The 18,480-nt window shown below is 40.0% G+C and carries 19 protein-coding genes; 7 read left to right on the top strand and 12 right to left on the bottom strand.

Translation table 11 applies throughout. From position 1 onward, the window contains the following. Positions 1–114: 114 nt before the first annotated feature. Complete coding sequence (locus RB214_RS03955; RefSeq protein ID WP_309168421.1) at positions 115–816, bottom strand: DUF3581 domain-containing protein; 702 nt, start codon at positions 814–816, stop codon at positions 115–117. A gap of 202 nt (positions 817–1,018) precedes the next feature. On the opposite strand from RB214_RS03955, the gene RB214_RS03950 reads away from it, so the two are divergent. Both RB214_RS03950 and RB214_RS03945 read left to right on the top strand, forming a co-directional pair. Further along, entirely contained in the window at positions 1,019–1,810 is a 792-nt protein-coding gene (locus tag RB214_RS03950) for a lysostaphin resistance A-like protein (RefSeq protein ID WP_375144333.1), read from the top strand. A 104-nt stretch (positions 1,811–1,914) separates the two neighbouring features. Further along, the gene (locus tag RB214_RS03945) at positions 1,915–2,307 is read left to right on the top strand and encodes a hypothetical protein (protein WP_309168419.1); all 393 of its coding nucleotides are present in this window, start codon (positions 1,915–1,917) and stop codon (positions 2,305–2,307) included. A gap of 4 nt (positions 2,308–2,311) precedes the next feature. On the opposite strand, the gene RB214_RS03940 is transcribed toward RB214_RS03945, so the two are convergent. From RB214_RS03940 to proB, 6 genes are all read right to left on the bottom strand, one after another. Continuing rightward, positions 2,312–2,611 carry a hypothetical protein gene (locus tag RB214_RS03940; protein ID WP_002958795.1) on the bottom strand — a complete coding sequence of 100 codons (300 nt, stop codon included), beginning with the start codon at positions 2,609–2,611 and terminating at the stop codon, positions 2,312–2,314. Between the two features lie 265 nt (positions 2,612–2,876). Continuing rightward, a complete protein-coding gene (locus tag RB214_RS03935; RefSeq protein WP_309167389.1) occupies positions 2,877–3,914 on the bottom strand; it encodes an IS110 family transposase in 1,038 nt (345 codons plus the stop codon). A gap of 443 nt (positions 3,915–4,357) precedes the next feature. Then, on the bottom strand, positions 4,358–5,842 hold the full coding sequence (gene gltX / locus RB214_RS03930; RefSeq protein ID WP_309168418.1) for a glutamate--tRNA ligase: 1,485 nt from the start codon (positions 5,840–5,842) through the stop codon (positions 4,358–4,360). 39 nt (positions 5,843–5,881) lie between these two features. Then, positions 5,882–6,241 (bottom strand): glutaredoxin domain-containing protein, encoded by a 360-nt coding sequence (locus RB214_RS03925; RefSeq protein WP_002961611.1) that lies wholly within the window; start codon positions 6,239–6,241, stop codon positions 5,882–5,884. A 56-nt stretch (positions 6,242–6,297) separates the two neighbouring features. Beyond that, positions 6,298–7,272: a GGDEF domain-containing protein gene (locus RB214_RS03920; protein WP_309168417.1), complete on the bottom strand. Its 975-nt coding sequence runs from the start codon at positions 7,270–7,272 to the stop codon at positions 6,298–6,300. A gap of 101 nt (positions 7,273–7,373) precedes the next feature. Next, the gene (gene proB / locus RB214_RS03915) at positions 7,374–8,477 is read right to left on the bottom strand and encodes a glutamate 5-kinase (protein ID WP_197098131.1); all 1,104 of its coding nucleotides are present in this window, start codon (positions 8,475–8,477) and stop codon (positions 7,374–7,376) included. 119 nt (positions 8,478–8,596) lie between these two features. On the opposite strand from proB, the gene RB214_RS03910 reads away from it, so the two are divergent. Beyond that, on the top strand, positions 8,597–9,556 hold the full coding sequence (locus RB214_RS03910) for a DMT family transporter (RefSeq protein ID WP_197098291.1): 960 nt from the start codon (positions 8,597–8,599) through the stop codon (positions 9,554–9,556). On the opposite strand, the gene RB214_RS03905 is transcribed toward RB214_RS03910, so the two are convergent. Genes RB214_RS03905 through pdsO form a run of 3 tightly spaced genes read right to left on the bottom strand, consistent with a single transcriptional unit; the run spans position 9,451 to position 12,849 of the window. After that, positions 9,451–10,056 carry a class GN sortase gene (locus RB214_RS03905; RefSeq protein WP_309168416.1) on the bottom strand — a complete coding sequence of 202 codons (606 nt, stop codon included), beginning with the start codon at positions 10,054–10,056 and terminating at the stop codon, positions 9,451–9,453. The genes RB214_RS03910 and RB214_RS03905 overlap by 106 nt on opposite strands. Beyond that, positions 10,053–12,071, bottom strand: a complete 2,019-nt coding sequence (locus RB214_RS03900) for a marine proteobacterial sortase target protein (RefSeq protein WP_309168415.1) — start codon at positions 12,069–12,071, stop codon at positions 10,053–10,055. Before RB214_RS03900 ends, RB214_RS03905 begins: the two co-directional genes overlap by 4 nt. 46 nt (positions 12,072–12,117) lie before the next feature. After that, positions 12,118–12,849: a sortase-associated OmpA-like protein PdsO gene (gene pdsO / locus RB214_RS03895; RefSeq protein ID WP_309168414.1), complete on the bottom strand. Its 732-nt coding sequence runs from the start codon at positions 12,847–12,849 to the stop codon at positions 12,118–12,120. 204 nt (positions 12,850–13,053) lie between these two features. Here pdsO and pdsR point away from each other — a divergent pair, with 204 nt between their 5' ends. From pdsR to RB214_RS03880, 3 genes are all read left to right on the top strand, one after another. Then, complete coding sequence (gene pdsR / locus RB214_RS03890; RefSeq protein ID WP_197098138.1) at positions 13,054–13,743, top strand: proteobacterial dedicated sortase system response regulator; 690 nt, start codon at positions 13,054–13,056, stop codon at positions 13,741–13,743. Beyond that, positions 13,743–15,881, top strand: a complete 2,139-nt coding sequence (pdsS, locus tag RB214_RS03885; protein ID WP_197098139.1) for a proteobacterial dedicated sortase system histidine kinase — start codon at positions 13,743–13,745, stop codon at positions 15,879–15,881. The genes pdsR and pdsS overlap by 1 nt, the downstream gene beginning before the upstream one ends. Before the next feature lie 281 nt (positions 15,882–16,162). Continuing rightward, positions 16,163–16,327 carry a hypothetical protein gene (locus tag RB214_RS03880; RefSeq protein WP_165743405.1) on the top strand — a complete coding sequence of 55 codons (165 nt, stop codon included), beginning with the start codon at positions 16,163–16,165 and terminating at the stop codon, positions 16,325–16,327. A gap of 5 nt (positions 16,328–16,332) precedes the next feature. Here the strand turns inward: RB214_RS03880 and RB214_RS03875 are convergent, their stop codons facing one another. Further along, a complete protein-coding gene (locus tag RB214_RS03875) occupies positions 16,333–17,583 on the bottom strand; it encodes a multifunctional CCA addition/repair protein (RefSeq protein ID WP_197098141.1) in 1,251 nt (416 codons plus the stop codon). Positions 17,584–17,715: 132 nt separating this feature from the next. Between RB214_RS03875 and RB214_RS03870 the strand changes: the two genes are divergently transcribed. Next, the gene (locus RB214_RS03870) at positions 17,716–17,943 is read left to right on the top strand and encodes a hypothetical protein (RefSeq protein ID WP_007581571.1); all 228 of its coding nucleotides are present in this window, start codon (positions 17,716–17,718) and stop codon (positions 17,941–17,943) included. Between the two features lie 30 nt (positions 17,944–17,973). Here the strand turns inward: RB214_RS03870 and RB214_RS03865 are convergent, their stop codons facing one another. Continuing rightward, a complete protein-coding gene (locus RB214_RS03865) occupies positions 17,974–18,474 on the bottom strand; it encodes a DUF1543 domain-containing protein (RefSeq protein WP_309168413.1) in 501 nt (166 codons plus the stop codon). Positions 18,475–18,480: the final 6 nt, after the last annotated feature.

Below are 18,480 nucleotides of genomic sequence, written 5' to 3'. Positions count from 1 at the left end.
ACCAGCCCAGAAAAGTATTTAATCGTGATTGCTCTCTTTCGCTTTAGCGCTAAAACAATATAAAAGGCGCTAAATAACCGTTATATTTAGCGCCTTTTATAATTTGCTGTAGCTTTAAGCTGGCTTTAGTGTCGCTTTACGTTCGTTGTAAAACGCTATTAAATCGTCAACTGTTGCTTGGCAGTATTCGCGAATACCCGAAACCACCATGTGTTTTTCACCACTACCTACTTTAACGCCGTTTTCTAACAGGTTAAAACGTAGTGTAATTTTTCCGCGCTTACCGGCGTACTCAAAGCTTGGCTCTGCAAATTCAAGTATTGGCGCTGTTATATCAAGGTTATCAAGATTAATAAGCATTGATTCGTAAATTACCATCGGACGAGCAGGGTTTATCATTACCTCTTGCTTGCCCATTAATGGGATAATTACATGCGGAAAGGTAGTACCAGAAAATTCAACATAATTTTTTATTAGACTATTAGTTAGTGCTGGGCATTGGCTGGTTTTACCGCTGCGCTTTACCTTTAAAATAACTTTTTCGCCATTGGTAACATCAAACTCATCGGCTCCCTCAGGAAAGTTAAGTTTGGTGTTTTCATCAACCATACCAGCAAAAGTAAATTCCATTTGTTCACTAATACCGTAACGGTCTAGTACCAATGAAAAAAGTAAGTCTCCTGGCGCGCAAAACTTTTTGGCATCTTTGTCATGAAGTGGATTAAAATCGTCAGCAACGCATTTAGCGAATCGACACCCCTGCTCACGAGAGATAGAAACATAATCAGCATGCTGCTGAAAAAAAGGACTTAACATAGTGTGTTCACTGCTTAAACTGCTTATAACCTATCTATATTACCAGAAAAAAAATATTGAGAGGTCGAATCTGTTAGATTAATGGCTAAATAAAACAGAGTAATAAAAAACAATGACCTTTTATTTATTAGCACTATCAATTATATGTGTTTTTCCGTACTGCAAAATATCAATAATGCGGCAACCCCTTTGGCACTACTTAATGGCTTTAAGTGTTGTAAGTGGGTATTTTCAAGGTTATATAAATTTATATGCTCTGCTCAGCATTGGGCTTTACGTTGTTTTATACTACTGTGTGCTAAATGCAAAGCGGGCAATAATACGCGCTATGTTAAGTACTGTTTTTATAACTTTCTCACTTGCATTAGCACTTCATTGGGTGCCTGGTTTTAATAACCTCCCTATTGTTATAGATGAGCGTATTACAAGCGATGCGATTGCTTTTACCTTTTATGCAAATTTTGATAAAGCGATGGCGGGGTTATTTCTTTGTGCTTACTTTTTTTCAAACTTAGATTCAAATAAAAAGCCTTTAAAAGCAGACCCTAATAAATCTACTTTGCTTGATGTTAAGCAACCCATTTTTATAATTATTGCTACGGTTTTAGCTTCGCTCACTGTAGCTTTAATACTTGAACTTGTGGGCTTTAACCTAAAAGTGCCCGACTTTTGGTTAGCCTTTATTGCTATTAATCTTTTATTTACCTGTGTAGCTGAGGAGGCTTTATTTAGAGGGTTATTACAGACTAAGCTTAGCCAAATAATTACATCTAATCGCCTAGCGTTACTTGCCCCAATAATGACAGCAGCAGTGTTTGCTTTGGCGCATTTTGCTGGAGGCATTAACTATGTATTGGTTTCATTTATTGCAGGCTTAGGATACGGCTATATTTTTTATAAAACGCAGCGCTTAGAGTGGGCCATTATATGCCATTGGATAGTTAATGTTTTTCACTTCTTTTTGTTTACTTACCCTATGCTCAGTAAAATCTAAATACATTTACAAATGCTAACAATTTACCCGTTAGCAAACATTGCCAGCGTTTGATTTTGTTAGTAATTTACTACTTTAAATAACAAATTAAAGGACTAATAAATATGCTACGTTTTATAGCGGCAATAACAGTGCTGGCCACAATAACCGGTTGTTCAGGAATGACTTATCATACAGATATAGACAACGGTGTTTTATCTCAAGAAATTGGCACCTACGTTAATAAAAGAGATTTACAGCAATTTTATAGCGACCAAGAAGCACACGAAAGTGGCGCAACACTTTTAGGCCGAATAGAAGGTGAAAGCTGTGATGGCGACGGTATAGGCAACAATAATGTAAGCTACAATCGATCTAAATCAAACGCGATTGATTTACTTAAAGCTGATGCTATGCGCAGGGGCGGGAATGCTTTTACTATTAATTCCTGTAGTGAAACCTCTGTATCGTACTGCGACTTATCTGTTTTATGCACCGGACAGGCCTACGACTATTAATAAATTATATATTAAGCGCAAAGCTCAGTAGTACACGCTTTCCAGACTCGATTTTAGATACGCTGTGTTCGTACTTATCGGGTCTGAACAAATACACGCGATTAAATAAATTTATAATGCATTTTGAGCATTTAAATACCCCACCCGCTTTAGGTTTCTCTAATACAAAATTGAGCTTGTAATAGCGCCCTTGCTGCACAGGGTCAATATGGTTCATTACGCTATGATTGGTTGGGTAAGTAACAAGGTTTATCGAAAATGTATTACTGCTAAAAATGGCTTTGTTTTTTACAGGTGCAATCATACTGCCTCCTATGAGTTTATATTCCCTATTGTATCATTGGGCTAAGTACTAGGGTCTTATATGGACTCCCCGTAAATGTCAAAAAGAAAAAGTTAAAATAAATTTAGATGCTAGCTTATATACGGGCTCAAATGAGGGGCTACCTCTGGCCTCTTATGTATTCGCACCTTCATGACTATTCTGTTGAGCAGTTTATGAAACTTCAGACCCTAACAGTCTATTGAAGGTTGGTCTTACCTATTTTAAGCGCTCTTATTGACAAATTTTAAGCCGCAAGTAATTGTGGCTGGTATTCTTTATTATGCTTTTGCATTGCAAAAGCCGTTCTTATCGTTTTATTCGCTAAAGCAATTGCTGCGACTTTCTTTCCTCGACGCGCGGTTAATGCTTTTAACCATACATCTTTTTCACTGCGACTTTCTCTTTTTTCTAGTTGGGAAACAACAGCTAATGCACCTTTAAACAAAGCACTTCGCAGCTTCTTATTTCCTATCACTTTAGATATCGAGCCTATTTTTTCTTTACCACCACTGCTATGTTGTACAGGTGTTAGACCAAAGCAAGCGGCGGCTTCTCGACCACTTTTGAAATGTGTCGCATTACCTAGCGCTATTTTTATCAAGATTGCACAGACTGGGCCGACTCCCTCTAAGGCTTGTAAGCGATTGCAGGCTTTATCTTCTTTAACTATTTCATGCAGTTGTTTTTCAATCAGCTTTGCTTCTTCAATTGTCTCCTTAAAGCGTTGAAAAAGGAGGTGAATTGAAAAGCGAAATGAGGATGTTAAACTATTTTCTGCGTCTTCTAGTATCTCTGGTATAGCGTGAATTAATGGGGTATCACCTTGAGCTATTGGGTACCCTAACTCCAAAAGCAAGCCTCTGAGTTGATTACTTAAACTTACTTTTTGTTTGACCAATAAATCACGCATACATTCAATGCCTTGCAGGCATTGGTCCTGCACTGAAAGTAATCGGCTTTCTTTAATATGAGGCTGACGAGCGGCAACAGAAATAGCCAGTGCATCATTAGCATCTGTTTTTTGTCCTTGACGAAATGCTTTTACTTGTCGTGCATTAATTGCTTTTACTTGATGACCAGCTTGTTTAGCAAAGCGTGCCCAATAATGTGTTCCGCCACACGACTCCATAGCAACTAAAGATTGCTTCTCTTTAATTAACAACTCTTTAAGTTTAGCTCTTGTGATTGCTTTGTTATAAATAACGTTTCCATTTTTATCTGTTTTGCAGACCTGGAATAAATTTTTTGCTAAATCAATTGCGATTACATTACAATCAAACATGTATGGGCTCCTTGGTAAAAGTTTGGTCGCTTATTACGTTACTCCTGAGGGAAGTGGGAGTCCATACATCTGTTGATCTTTCAAGGTTAAATTTGCAGCAGTCTGTTTGGTATTTAGGCAAGGCAAAGCCTATGTAGTGTGGTTATTCCCCATAAATGGGCGATAACGTAGCATTAATGCCAAACAGGCGCTGCCCAAAGGGTTCTTTCTAGGGGCTATTTACTCTTTGTTGCTCGGTTTTTACTTAGCCCACTAGGTTACAAACCTCGCGCCGCGATTAAATAGCCCCTAGTTTGAACAAATTTTAATCCGAAAAGATCAACAGACCCTAATACTTTAGTTAAAAAACATCAAAATACGATGTCATATAGCTAAACAGCCTGAAACAAAAAAGCCGAACTTATTTTACTAAGCTCGGCTTTTAAAAGTACATTGTTTAGCAATTATGCACTTGGGTATTCGCGGTACGCACGCTCTATATTTTTAGCCTGCTTTTTAGAAATACCTAAATGAGCAAGCGCTACACGTAAACGAGCACGTGATAAGTCAGAGCCTAATATTTCCATTGCATCAAGCACTGACGTACTTGATGTTTTGCCTGTAATTGCGACAAAAATTGGCTCTAAAAAGTCTTTAATTTTAAGCTCGTGGAATGTAGCCACTTCTTTTGCAATTGCAAAAATAGCGGGCTTATCAAAGCTACGTAAGCCTTCAAGCTGCCATACAAAAAATTGTAGGGCTTGGCGTATTACGTTTTCGTCTGCTTTACCAGCTGTTAATAGCGCAGGATCGTAAGTTGGAATACCACCTACAAAGTGCCCTGCCAGCTCAACCATATCCGAAAGGGTATTAATACGCGTTTTAGCCTCTGGTAATACTTTAGCTAACATTTCACCGTTAAACTTCCAATCAACAAAGCGCTGAATTAACTGCTCGTCGGTTAGATTTTCACGGATCCACATGCCGTTTAACCAGCTTAATTTATCCACGTCGAATACTGGGCCACCAAGCGATACGCGCTTCATGTCAAAGTTTTCAATCATTTCATTAAGTGTGAACTTTTCACGCTCATCTGGCATTGACCAACCCATACGACCTAAATAGTTAAGCACGGCTTCTGGCAGGTAACCCATTTCTTTATAGTAATTAATAGATGTTGGGTTTTTACGCTTAGATAGCTTTGATTTATCTGGGTTACGTAGCAATGGTAAATGACCAAGTACTGGCGCTTCCCAACCAAAATCTTCGTAAAGTTTTAATAACTTAGGTGCTGAGTTAATCCACTCTTCGCCACGGAAAATATGACTAATTTGCATATGGTGGTCATCAACTACGTTCGCTAAAAAGTACGTTGGGAAACCATCCGCTTTTAAAAGAACTTGCATGTCTACGTTTTCCCACGGGATCTCAATTTCATCACGTAAGTAGTCGTTAAACTTAAATGTGCCTTCGCTTGGGATTTTCATACGTATAACGTAAGGTTTGCCTTCAGCTAAGTTTGCTTTAATTTCTTCATCTGTATGGTTTAAACCACGACCGTCATATTTAGGGCGCAAGCCTTCTGCCATTTGCTCTTCACGCATTTGATCAAGCTCTTCGCTTGTTGCAAAGCAGTAAAACGCTTTACCATCATCAACTAACTGATGCGCGTATTTTTTATATAAATCGCTACGCTCAGATTGACGGTAAGGACCAAATTCGCCACCCACATCAGGACCATGATCCCACTCAAGCCCTAACCAGCGTAAGCTATCCATAATCGCAAGTTCAGACTCTGGCGTGCTACGTACTTGGTCTGTATCTTCTATACGAAGTACAAATTCACCGCCTTGTTGTTTAGCAAAACAGTAGTTAAATAAGGCGATATAAGCGGTGCCAAGATGCGGGTCACCAGTTGGCGACGGGGCAACACGGGTGCGAATTGTCATGGTAAATTCTCTTTAAATAAGTGAGATAATAAAAGTGGTTTATGCAGCTACTTTGTTTAAGTAAGCAATAATATCGTTTGATTCATACAGCCATTGTACTTGGCCATTTTTCTCTATACGCAGGCAAGGCACTTTAACTTTGCCGCCTTGCTCAAGAAGCTCTTGACGATATTGCTCATTATTTTTTGCATCACGCGTTTCTATGTTTAAGCCTTCGCGCTTAATAGCGCGGCGTACTTTTACACAAAACGGGCATGCTTTAAATTGGTACAGTTTAAATTGTGAGGTTTGCTGATCAAGCTGTGCTTGCTCGTCGCTTGCACGCTTTTTACTGCGAGGAGTAAATACAAAATTAAAGAATAAGATTATACAACCTAAAAACCAACGAACTAATTTCATGTTCTGTGCTCTGCTTACAACAATTTAAGGAGCCAGATTTTAGCACAAATTTACAATCAAAAAAGCTCAATACTGTTATCTATCTTTGGTTCGTTATTAACTTCTAATTCACTGTAGGAGGTAACTCTATTACGGCCAGTATTTTTAGAGTAGTAAAGCGCTAAATCAGCCTGATTTACAATACTCGATACAGTATCAATACTCACTAACTCTAAAAAACCAATGCTAATGGTTAATTGGCCAATTTGTGGAAAAGGGTATTGGGCAACATTAAGGCGTAACCGGTTAAGTGCAACATGTGCATCAGCCTCTGTTTTTGCTTGAAATAACATTGCAAATTCTTCACCACCATACTTAAATACATAGTCTTCAATTCTAAAATTATTTTTTAGTAGCCGTGCTACAAGTAAAATAACCTCATCGCCAATTACATGCCCGTAGTTATCATTAATATTTTTAAAGTTGTCGATATCGGCAATAGCTAAATACCAACGTCGCTTTTTATTGTTATCATTTCTTGGTAACAAAAAACCGTTACCCGATACAATCTCAATTACTTTTTTATCAAATGTTTGCCTATTTAAAAGCTCTGTAAGTGGATCTAACCGCGACTTATATAATAGCCCAAGCTGATTAGCATAAATATTTAAAATATGTACAGCTAACATAGTTGTTCGTTCTGGTAATTCTTGCTCGGTTTCTATTAATAAAGTGCCGACTACTTTTCCAAAATGATAAATAGGCACGTAACTTGTTGTGCTACTAAAGGCATAGCTCACCCTAATTTTATTTTGAGTGACCTTTTGTAATAATAATGATGCTTCATCTGGGCTTAATTGCTCTAAATTACTATTTGGATTAATAAGAGTAGGGGGTATGGGGGCTGAAAAATTTTTATTGACGTAAATAGCAAAATTATCAACTTCGAGCAAGTCGCTAATTATTTGTATTAATGCGCTATCTAAATCACTTTCTTCCTCTTGCTGGGTAAGCTTAATAATCCATTCGTGCCCACACTTATTTGCCTTCATTACACTGCCTAAACTAATTAAACTTTTATTAGTCTAGACAATACTCATGAATTTACTAAGTTATGAGGTAATACTTATTAACTAATCCTTTAGAATAGGTATTAAAGTAATACTAAGTCGTCGCGATGCAATACTTCTGCACCACTATCGTAATCGAGTAACTGGCCTATTTGACTAGAATGCGCACCCTTTATTTTATTTACCTCGATGCTACTAAAGCGCGTTAAGCCCCGTGCAATTACTTGATTTTTATTATCTATTAAATCAATTAAATCACCGCGTTCAAAACGTCCAAATGCATTAGTAACGCCTTTAGCAAGTAAGCTTGCGCCTTTATTTTGAAGGGCGCCAATAGCACCTGCATCTATAACAATTTGGCCGGTACTTTTAGGCCCGGCTAGTAACCATTTTTTACGGCCATCTTTTGGAGCGGTGAGTTTTAAAAAACGCGTGCCTGGTAACTCGTCACTCATGCATTTTAAAATAACGTTTTTACCTGCGCCTTTAGCAATAATAACTTCAACGCCTGCGCGCCTTGCAATGTCGGCGGCTTGCAGTTTAGTCGCCATACCGCCGGTGCCTAAGTTTGTACCACTGCCACCAGCAAGTTGGCGCAGCTCATCGTTTATATGTGTTACTTCGCCAATGAGGGTGGCATCGGCATTTGTGCGAGGATCGCTGGTAAATAACCCTTCTTGATCGGTAAGTAGCAATAATTTATTAGCATTAGCCAAAATAGCGACAAGTGCCGATAAATTATCGTTGTCGCCTACTTTTATTTCACTGGTAGCGACTGCGTCATTTTCGTTAATGATGGGTACAACGTCGTAATTTAGCAGTGCGGTGAGTGTATCGCGGGCATTAAGGTAGCGCTCTCTGTCGTCTACATCAGCGCGAGTAAGCAGCATTTGCCCTACATTTACCCCATATAAAGCAAACAAGCTCTGCCAAATATGAATAAGTTGACCTTGTCCAATTGCAGCAAGCATTTGTTTATCAATTAAGCTTCTGCCACAGGGTTTTAATAGTTGTTCGCGCCCAGCAGCTACCGCGCCGCTCGATACTAAAATAACCTGATGCCCCTGCTTTTTAAGCTCGCAGCATTGGCGTACTAATTCAACCATATGTGCTTTGTCTAGCTTATCGGTGCCGCCAGTTAGTACGCTTGTACCAAGCTTTACAACTATTACCTGTTCCCTTTGCATGTGCTTTTTACTATTGATTAATTAAAGATGAATTAATTTATACCAGCTCGGTATTTTTGAACAAGTTAAAAATTTTCATGCTAGGATCTGATTTTATTAAATTAAGTAAATTACTCTCTATGCCTGCCAGTTTATGTTTAATTATTGCCACCTTTTTATGGGGCAGCTCTTTTATTGCGCTCAAATACGCCATTGCTATTTACGACCCTGCATTGGTGATATTTTTACGCATGCTCACCACGTTAGTTTTGTCGCTTTGTTTATGGCGCTACGTTATTCGGTTTGAGTACTTAAAAGGTGACTGGAAGTATTTAGTGGGTATGTCGCTTGCTGAGCCTTGCTTATACTTTTTATTTGAAGGCCATGCAATGGAATACACATCAGCCTCGCAGGCCGGTGTTATTGTCTCTTGCTTACCTATTATAATTGCGTTGCTTGCCTTTGTATTACTTAAAGAGCATATAAGCAAAGCCATTGTTGTCGGTTTTACGCTGTGTATAGGCGGCAGTATTTTACTTACGCTTCTTTCACCAAGTTCCGACCAAGCACCTAATCCGTTACTAGGTAACTTTTTAGAGCTTATGGCGATGGTGTGCGCTGCATTTTATACCGTAAGTATTAAACATTTAGCTAATCGCTACTCGCCCCTGACTTTAATTGCGTTGCAAGGTATTAGCGGCAGCTTGTTTTTTGCGCCGTTTTTATTTTTTATCGACCTACCAAGCGAAAATCAACACGACTTAACTGCGCTTATGAGCATTTTGTATTTAGGCTCGTGTGTAACCCTTGGCGGGTATGGCATGTACAACTATGCAATTAGCAAGGTATCGGTATTAACCGCTGCTGCGTACTCTAATTTAATTCCTATTTTTACACTTATTTTGTCAGCTATTATTTTGGGCGAAGTGCTCAACGTTTGGCAATGGTTGAGCATATTTGTGGTATTTATTGGCGTAATGGTAAGCCAGCGCCATCAAGAGCTCGTGGTTGATATACCGCTTAGTGAATCGGGCGAAGACATTTGCGCAGATACAAGCAATCTTAAATCAGTACCCGAGGCAAGCGAATCAAAAGGGTAACAGGTAAGCAAATACAGCCCAGGTGTTTGTAAAAATGAGTTTTGGGATTGATGAATAACCTCAATCCCCGTTACTTTATAATTTTGTATCACCCCACTTTGAAGTTGCAAAGTAAACGCCTCCCCCGCTTTTGCGTTTTGTAAAAATGCAAAGTGGGTGTCGTTATGTCCGGCTATTAGCGCGCCCTTTTCGTTTCCAAATTCTTTTCCGCCCAGCTCCCCTGCAGGTAAAAATTGGCTTGGCGCAAACGCTAAATTACGACCACTCGCTCCAGCCAATACACTTAATGTTTTATTATGGCTTGGCCAATTAAGCTTTGCAGTAACGTAGCTGTCGGCGTAATACCACGGTTTTACTTTAGTGCCGGGTGATTTAAGCGCCTCTTGCCATGCTTGCTCAATTAATACTTGAGCAAGCCATGCTTTTGCCTGCATATAAGCACCGTGACCAAATAATCCAAGCCCAGCTATTAGTAAACCCGCGCTTAGCCACTTTTTCATTTACGTGCCCTGCTTAATTTAAGCCCTCGATTTATTTTAAGCGCGCTAAATCCCAATAATAAAATACAGCCTAGTAATATATGTAACCTGCTTTGCCCATCGGTTTGCGGTAAACGCATTGCCATACTTTGTGGTAATGCATTAGTAGCTTGCGCCGTTTGCTCTGCCACTTCTTTTATTTGAGTTTGTTCAATCGCTATAAAAGCAGTAAACGGACTAAGTAATTGATGAGTAAGCGCAAGCTCCTGTACTTCATCTTTAACTACACTTTCCTCGTTGTATAAAAGTAATGATTTGATTTTTTGGCGCGCCCACAGTTTTGCTATACCTTGAGCGCTTGAGCTATTTTGTGTACTTAATTTAATACTTAAAGGCCCTTGTGCTGTTTGCCCAGCAAGTACCACATTTTTAGCATTATTAAGTTTTATAGCGACCATGATAGGCTCGCCAAAATATAAATCAGGTAGTGGTGATGGCCAAAAATCTAAGCTATTACCGCTTTCATCGCTTAGCGCCAAGCTAGTAATAGCCGGATGTGCAAGCTTATCAAACAACTGCTGCATTTTAGGTTGCACCTCGCTTGTGCTGCCTATAAACGTAAATGAGCCTTTACCTATATCTGCCGCTCGGCGCATAAAAAAGCTATTCGGTGCGCTGCCAATACCTACTGTAAATAAGCGGCTATCGCCTAACTTACTTTGAATATTTTTAAACAATGCGTCTTCGTTGCTTACGCTGCCATCAGTTAAAAATACAACTTGGCGTACAAAGCCATCAAACTGGCTGCCATCAAGTACGGCATTAAGCGCACCTTGTATTTCTGTGCCGCCGTCGGCCTCTAGGCTATAAATAAATCGCTCTGCACGGCGTAGATTAAAGTCATTGGCTATAAGTGGTTTATCGCTCATTGGAGTTACTATGTTGTCAAAACCAATAATGTTAAAGCTGTCGTCGCTATCAAGTAATGACAGTGCATAAAACAAGGCTTTTTTAGCTTGCTCCATAGATTGCCCGTGCATAGAGCCAGACGTATCAACTACAAATACCATTTCGCGAGGTAATCGCTGAGTTTGTGTAAAGTGATCCCCTGGTGGCATAAGCATAGCAAGCCCGTATCGGTCACCATTTTCAAACTGCTGAGTAAAAAATGCGGCCTGAGCTTGCTCTTTTTGCAGCGGTTTAAACTCAAGTAAAAAGTCGCGATTAACTGCATTTGTCTCATTTAACGCTATTTTATATTGCCCAAATGCTGTGTTTTGTACATCAACATTGTGAAATTTAGAATTGATATCCACCAGCTCTAAGCCTACGTCTATATCAATGTTTAAGCTAAATTGGCTACTTGGTACGTTATCAGTTTGATTACTGCTTTTAATGCTGTAAACAGGGCTTAACCATCCCGTTGGGAGCGGATTAACATGCGCTTGATTTTGAGTACTAACCTCAACCTCACCACTAATCGCGTGATAACGCGGTGTAATGGTAGTAGGAAATCTAATAGCGAATGTACCGCTGCTGTAATCAATTATTTCTTGATACTCAAGCTCAATAATCACTTGCTCACCGGGGCCAATATTAGCCACATTCGTAATAAACATATTCGCACGTTGTTGGCGTACAAGGGCCGCTTGCTTGCCTGCTTTTTTAGCCTCCTCGTATTTTTTTTCGGCCTCTACCTTTTTATCAATTTGGCCTTTAATAACTCGCTCACCTATACGCATTGTCATGGCATGTACGGCGCTTTCATCAGACAATGGAAAAACGTAGCGCGCATTAACCGCAAACGGGTTTTCGTTTTGATAGGTTTGCGTTACTACAACATGATTAATTAGGCCAGTTAAGGTCATATTGGCGTCGCTTTTTAATATTATTGCTGGGCCTGCTGGCGCACCATTGCTATCAAAAAGCTCTAACTTGGGTGATTGCGCATGGCTTTTAAAGCTCGCTAACAGCACAATCGCTATGAATATAAAAATGCTTACTTTAGTAAGCATTTTGGTCGGTTTACTCAACATAAAATCACTCCATCGAACGCTTTGTTTTACTTAGATTCAGTTAGATTTAGTTACTCGCCGTTTGGCCATTTACTGGATTTATTGAGCGAGTGGTAAGCGTTACGCGTCTATCAAAAAAGTTATCTTCCACCGTGTTGCTGTTAGCCAACGTTTGCTGCTCGCCAAATGCCTGCGTGCTTAAGCGCTTGTGGCTCACACCGTGTTTTATTAAGTAGCTTTGCACGGCATTTACACGCGCTTTAGAAAGTAAAAGGTTGGCTTGCTCATCGCCGCGCTGATCGGCAAAGCCACTTAAATCAAGTGCGAGTTGTGGTTGGTTGTTTAACAAGGTAACGAGTTGGTCTAACTGCATTGCAAAATGCGGGGCAATAACACTTGAACCTGTTTTAAATTGCACCGTCATCGCCAATAAGTTATTAATTTGAACTTGAGTTAACTGCTCATTTTGATTGGCAAGCACTTCTAGCTGTTGCTCTAACATATTGTTGTGGTTAAGCACGTGTTGGTAATCGCTGGTTTTTTCTTTCATAACCGTAATTGCACGCTCTTGCTCTGCAATTTTGTTATCAGCTACTTTTGAATCACCTATTAAACCACCGGCAAATGCCCCAATAAACGCACCTATTGGCCCGCCTACTACGCCGCCAATAATAGCGCCTGCACCTAGTCCAATAGCCGTTTCTTTATGGGCTTCTTTTGATGGCGTTTTAGATGTTGAGGCAATTGCTGGAGTACAAAAACTAGCAACGAGTGTTAATGCAATTAATGTCTTCTTCATGATTTGCTCCTTAAACTTACTTTTTAATTTGTGATGTTTTGTTTTGATGGACCTATTAAAACAAGTTCAAGTGGCAACAAAGGGGATCAAAAATGGCAAACTGCTGAGCAATTGTGGCAAAAAAATGGCAATTGCCTTTTTAAGCGTACTTAGCTTAAAAACTTCGATATAGTGCACAGCAGAGCCGATAGGATAATGATTAAGATGAAAAAAATAGCCATCGTTGAAGATGAACCCGCAATCCGCGAAAACTACATAGAAATGCTGAGCGCACAGGGCTACCAAGTCAGTGGCTTTGAAAATCGCGCCAGCGCAGAAGCTGAATTTAAAAATGCCCTGCCCGATTTAGCCATTGTTGATATTGGCCTAGGCCATGAAATAGATGGTGGTTTTTTACTGTGCCAAACATTGCGATCGCTTTCTAAAACGCTGCCTATTATTTTTTTAACCGCCCGCGATAGCGAAATAGATACCGTATGCGGCCTGCGCATGGGCGCCGACGACTACCTAACAAAAGACATAAGCTTGGCTCACTTGGCTGCACGTATTGGTGCGCTGTTTCGCCGAATGGAAGCACTTGAACAACCCGCTGATGCAAACGCACTCATAACACGCGGACAATTAACGCTCGACACACAACGCATGCAGGTATTTTGGCAGCAACAATTAGTTGATTTAACCGTAACCGAATTTTGGATGCTGCATTCACTCGCCCAGCGACCTGGCCATGTTAAAAGCCGTAACGAATTAATGAGCGATGCAAAAATTTATGTAGACGACAGCACCATTACTTCACACGTAAAACGTATTCGTAAAAAGTTTATAGCACTCGATAGCACCTTTGATTGCATAGATACCGTGTATGGCATGGGCTACAGGTGGGAACAACACTAATGCTACGATTTGGTCTGCGCAGTAAATTTATATTACTTTCATGTTTTTTGTTTTTGCTACCGTGGCTTGGCTACGAGTACGTATGGGAAATGGAAAAGTTTTTACGCCAAGGCCAAGAAAAAACCCTCGTAGGCACCACTCGAGCACTTGCTACAGCATTACATGAGCGCCCCGCATTATTTGACGAGCAAACTAACTTTTTAGACCAAGTAGTAAAAGGCCGCGATTTATACGCTTATAATCTTAAAAACCCTATTCAGCTCGACGGTAAACTTAACGATTGGGACAGCTATCAACCGCTATTTTGGCATTACGATAAGCGCTACTTACAAAAAACAGATAACAAACATCAAGCCAGTGACTTATCGTTTGATCATATGGTGGGAAAATTTGATAACTACTTATACGCCGTATTTAAAGTCACCGACAATACCCTTATTTATCGCGCTAAAAATAGCTTAAGTATTACCAATAACGATTATTTACAAATTGGCTTAAAAACACCTGACGGCCAATTTAATACCTATATAATTGCGCCACGCCAAGATGGCTGGGTTAATGCGTTTGATGCAAATACCAAAGCCCCTTTTACAAAAATTCAGGGCTATTTTGAAAGTACCGAATCAGGTTATAACGTAGAGCTGCGCTTTCCAATTAGCATGCTGGGCAACAAACTTGGCTTTGCTATTGTTGACGTTGATAATAAAGAGGCATTATTAGAGCCTAAAATAATGTCGACCTCAAACTTAAATAACCCAAACGATTTGGGCTCGGTATTAGTCCCTTCCCCAGAAATTAGCCGTATTTTAAAAGGTATGGGCCACAGTGGTAGCCGCATTTGGGTGGTCGATAACCATCATCGCGTACTTGCGCAGTCGGGTACTATTCAAAATGCAGATGGCGTTTGGGCTGATGGACTTGCTAACCAAGCACCTGAAACTTGGTGGCAGCGCTTTGAGCAAAATTACTTACACCCAATTTACTATAAAATTTTAACGCGTCCCGAAAATGAGTTTTTAGATACCCTGCACGATGTAGCTTCTATGCAGGGCACACATTTAGCGAAAGCATTAAAAGGACAACCAGCATCGTCTTGGCGATTAACACCCGACAGTAAAGCCGTTATTTTATCGGCCGCTTACCCTATTTGGATTCAAGACCAAGTAATTGGCGCAGTAATAGCAGAGGAAACCACAAACGGCGTACGTACGCTGCGTAATAAGTCACTCGAAAAATTGTTTAACGTTATTTTAGCTGTGATGCTAATTGGTACTGTGACTTTATTCTTTTTTGCCTCACGTATATCGAACCGAATTAGGCGGCTGCGCGATACAGCTGAACAAGCAATTGATGCGCAAGGGCGTGTTACTGGCAGTATTAATTACAGCGACGCTAACGATGAAATTGGCGACCTGTCTCGTAGTTTTTCAAACATTGTGAGCCGACTTGGTGGCTATACCGATTACTTAGAGAATATGTCGTCGCGGTTATCCCACGAACTGCGCACGCCGGTTGCCGTAGTGCGCTCATCACTCGAAAACTTACAAAGCTTGCCACAAAACGAGCTGAGTCAAAAATACCTCGATCGCGCCAGCGAAGGCGTTGAACGCTTAGGTAAAATAATAACCACCATGAGTGAAGCAACTCGCCTTGAGCAAAGTATTCAAAGCAACGAGCCTGAGCCTTTTGATTTACAAAAAGTAATAAATGGTTGCATGCAAGGCTATCAGCTTACTTACCCAAACCAGTTATTTACGCTTGATGTATGCCAAAACAAATTACCTATGCAAGGTGCACCGGAGTTTATAGCTCAGCTGCTTGATAAACTTATTAATAACGCGCTGGAGTTTAGTGAGGCCAATACGGCTATTAATGTAGGCCTTAAGCAGAGCGAAAATAAAGCAACATTAACAGTGAGTAACACAGGCCCCGCGTTACCCGAAGGATTAACTGAACATATTTTTGACTCTATGGTGTCGGTACGTAGCCAGCAAATGCAGCAACAGCCACATTTGGGGTTAGGTCTTTATATTGTAAGGCTGGTGTGCGACTACCATAAAGGCAGTGTAACAGCGCAAAACAACGAACAAGGTGATGGTGTAGTATTTACCGTAACACTGCCGTTAGTAAATGGTTAAGGCTGTATTTATACCGTTATATTTGTACCGTTGTATTTATAGCCACAGCATTATATGCAAATAGTAAGTACGCAATAAGTTAAATTCAGCTGTATATTTTTAGTTAAAAAGAGTTACTTTAACTTACCTTAACTCCATATAAATTAACAAACAAATTCCTCTCATCCCTTAAAACCCGCCGGTTACAATTTAGTACAACTTCAAATGTAACTATTCACTTTTAATTCAGTCGAATGACCATACCCTACATCATATTAAAGTATTAAATTGAAGGAATACTCATGAAACCATCACTAGAGCGTGAAGAACTAGACTTTATTTTTGACTTATACAGGCCCTCTAAAAAACCTGAGCCTGAAAATGTAAAACCAAAAAGTACAAACTACAAAGAGCTAAGAAAGCACGACGCGACCAAAAACCAAGGCGTATCGCACTACTTAGTCTAATTTTATTACGCTTGGGACTTCTCATGTTCTAAAAATGCTTTAATGCAGTTTATTTCTGCAAGTTTTACTTCTTCGCCTATTTCAGGGCCTTTTTTGCCATTTTTAAGTGCATTTTGCACTACCAGCTTCTTATCCATTTTTTGCAGTTCAGTATGAATTGCTCGCAGCTTAGCTGATTGCGGGTATGGCTTATCAACAAGTGTTTCACCACGCCCTTGTGCATCGCATTGGCATGCTTGGGTAAACGCTATAAAACGTTCTGGGTGTACCAACGCATTTAAGTTAGTCACTATTAGCTTGTGAATGGTTTGCGGCCTTAACTGATCAATCGTGTGGCAAAGGGTGTGATTATCACTGGTGAGTACGCCAATATCGCGAAAACGGTTAGGCACTTTTAAGCGCTCACAAAACGCCTCAATAACTGCAACACCTTCGCGTTCGTGCCCACGTAGGTTTCCATATTTTTTAAAACTAAGCGCTTTTCCAAAATCATGGGTTAGTGCAGCAAAACGTGTTTCTAAATTAAAATTTAAATCGGCTGCACGCCTAAGTACCAGCATAGTATGTACAAATACATCTCCTTCAGGATGATGGTTTGCCGGTTGCGGTACATTAACCATGCGCTCAAGCTCTGGAAAAACCCCCAAACCTTGCAGTGCTTCAAAATAAAGCTCTGGGTACTTTTCACCCAGTGCTTTTTCAGTTTCAAGCCACACGCGCTCAGGTACTAAATGATTTAGCTCACCTTTATTTTTAAGCTCGCGCATTAATGCATACGTACTTGGGTGAATACGCCAATCACTGCCATAGCGCGCTAAAAAACGGGCAATACGCAGCACTCGAACAGGGTCTTCTACAAATGCCTCAGTGGTGTGGCGCAGTGTTTTATTTTGTAAGTCAGCTTGGCCATTAAACGGGTCAATAATATTACCGCGTTCATCAAGCGCCATTGAATTTATGGTTAAATCGCGTCTTGCTAAATCTTCTTCGAGCGTTACCGTTGGGCTGGCATCAACCACAAAGCCAGTATAGCCTTTGCCGCTTTTACGCTCTGTGCGCCCAAGTGCATATTCTTCTTTTGTTTTTGGGTGCAAGTAAACCGGAAAGTCGCTACCTATTGGTACAAAACCGAGCGACTGCATTGTGTCTGGCGTTTCACCAATCACTACATAATCGTTATCTTTCGATTTTATATTTAGCAGTTTGTCGCGCACTGCACCACCAACGAGGTAAACTTTTTTTAAGTTACTTTTCACTTTATTCCCATAAACATTAATAAAATTGTTTGATACTAATCATAACATTAATTAAAAAATTCTGCGGTGTTTGCCAAGCTTAAGTAAGCTCATTACAATGGCGCATTATTTTCAGCTATAGCTTCGCAATTAATGAAAAACCATTCATCAAAAAAAGAACTTATGTTACTACCCATTTTATTAGTGGTTATTTTAATGTGTGTGGCGGGTCACTTTTTACTACAAGCAAATTTTCAAGACAGTAATGTAGTTGAATACATGTTAGCAGCACTGCCGTTTGCTATGTTTGGATTGGTTATTGTGGCGTTTAAAATGGCGGCTAAAAGCGAAAAGGATGAACAAAACGAGCAGGACTCTTAATCCTACTCAGTTTTAGCTACTTATTATAATTTAAAGTATGTGATAGCCAAACCAGTCTGGCTTTATCGGCTGCGATATACCGCTGGGCGTGAGCTTAATGTTTAGCTGGCTGTCGAGTAAATCAATGGCAAAGCAATCGTCTACGTCATGTAAATCATCTTTATGGATATGGCTAAGCCCTGCGAGTAAATCGTTTTTAGCGCGCTCTTTAGCTTCATGGCTACTGCTTGCAACATACAATGCAAAGTCGTGTTGCTCAGCCATAGTATCACTTCTGTAAGCGCCTAAATTTACAAAATAGAGTTGTTTATTTTGCTCCACATAGCTGTCGACAACTTCTACTTTAAAGCCATCAATATGATTAATTGCCATGTAGCTATCCATGTGAACACTACTTCTGTCGCCTACCCATTGGCTTTTTAACTTTGTATAAGTTTGCTCAATGTTTTGCCCTACAACAAAACGAATATCATGCATTTCAATGTGGCAACCTTGAATCCGGCCACCTAAATACACCATAAATAACTGCATGCTTTT

The sequence above is a fragment of the Pseudoalteromonas sp. HL-AS1 genome, from assembly GCF_031198785.1.
Lineage (GTDB): Bacteria > Pseudomonadota > Gammaproteobacteria > Enterobacterales > Alteromonadaceae > Pseudoalteromonas > Pseudoalteromonas distincta.
Note: the sequence above shows the minus strand (reverse complement) of the source record. Positions and strands in the feature narration are given on the sequence as shown.

Excerpts from the sequence above, each read along its gene's own strand:
- RB214_RS03940 (WP_002958795.1), bottom strand. The coding sequence starts at position 2,611 with ATGATTGCACCTGTAAAAAACAAAGCCATTTTTAGCAGTAATACATTT.
- gltX (WP_309168418.1), bottom strand. The coding sequence starts at position 5,842 with ATGACAATTCGCACCCGTGTTGCCCCGTCGCCAACTGGTGACCCGCAT.
- RB214_RS03950 (WP_375144333.1), top strand. The coding sequence starts at position 1,019 with ATGGCTTTAAGTGTTGTAAGTGGGTATTTTCAAGGTTATATAAATTTA.
- pdsO (WP_309168414.1), bottom strand. The coding sequence starts at position 12,849 with ATGAAGAAGACATTAATTGCATTAACACTCGTTGCTAGTTTTTGTACT.
- RB214_RS03925 (WP_002961611.1), bottom strand. The coding sequence starts at position 6,241 with ATGAAATTAGTTCGTTGGTTTTTAGGTTGTATAATCTTATTCTTTAAT.
- proB (WP_197098131.1), bottom strand. The coding sequence starts at position 8,477 with ATGCAAAGGGAACAGGTAATAGTTGTAAAGCTTGGTACAAGCGTACTA.
- RB214_RS03865 (WP_309168413.1), bottom strand. The coding sequence starts at position 18,474 with ATGCAGTTATTTATGGTGTATTTAGGTGGCCGGATTCAAGGTTGCCAC.
- RB214_RS03880 (WP_165743405.1), top strand. The coding sequence starts at position 16,163 with ATGAAACCATCACTAGAGCGTGAAGAACTAGACTTTATTTTTGACTTA.
- RB214_RS03920 (WP_309168417.1), bottom strand. The coding sequence starts at position 7,272 with ATGAAGGCAAATAAGTGTGGGCACGAATGGATTATTAAGCTTACCCAG.
- pdsR (WP_197098138.1), top strand. The coding sequence starts at position 13,054 with ATGAAAAAAATAGCCATCGTTGAAGATGAACCCGCAATCCGCGAAAAC.
- RB214_RS03900 (WP_309168415.1), bottom strand. The coding sequence starts at position 12,071 with ATGTTGAGTAAACCGACCAAAATGCTTACTAAAGTAAGCATTTTTATA.
- RB214_RS03910 (WP_197098291.1), top strand. The coding sequence starts at position 8,597 with ATGCCTGCCAGTTTATGTTTAATTATTGCCACCTTTTTATGGGGCAGC.
- pdsS (WP_197098139.1), top strand. The coding sequence starts at position 13,743 with ATGCTACGATTTGGTCTGCGCAGTAAATTTATATTACTTTCATGTTTT.
- RB214_RS03935 (WP_309167389.1), bottom strand. The coding sequence starts at position 3,914 with ATGTTTGATTGTAATGTAATCGCAATTGATTTAGCAAAAAATTTATTC.
- RB214_RS03870 (WP_007581571.1), top strand. The coding sequence starts at position 17,716 with ATGAAAAACCATTCATCAAAAAAAGAACTTATGTTACTACCCATTTTA.
- RB214_RS03905 (WP_309168416.1), bottom strand. The coding sequence starts at position 10,056 with ATGAAAAAGTGGCTAAGCGCGGGTTTACTAATAGCTGGGCTTGGATTA.
- RB214_RS03955 (WP_309168421.1), bottom strand. The coding sequence starts at position 816 with ATGTTAAGTCCTTTTTTTCAGCAGCATGCTGATTATGTTTCTATCTCT.
- RB214_RS03945 (WP_309168419.1), top strand. The coding sequence starts at position 1,915 with ATGCTACGTTTTATAGCGGCAATAACAGTGCTGGCCACAATAACCGGT.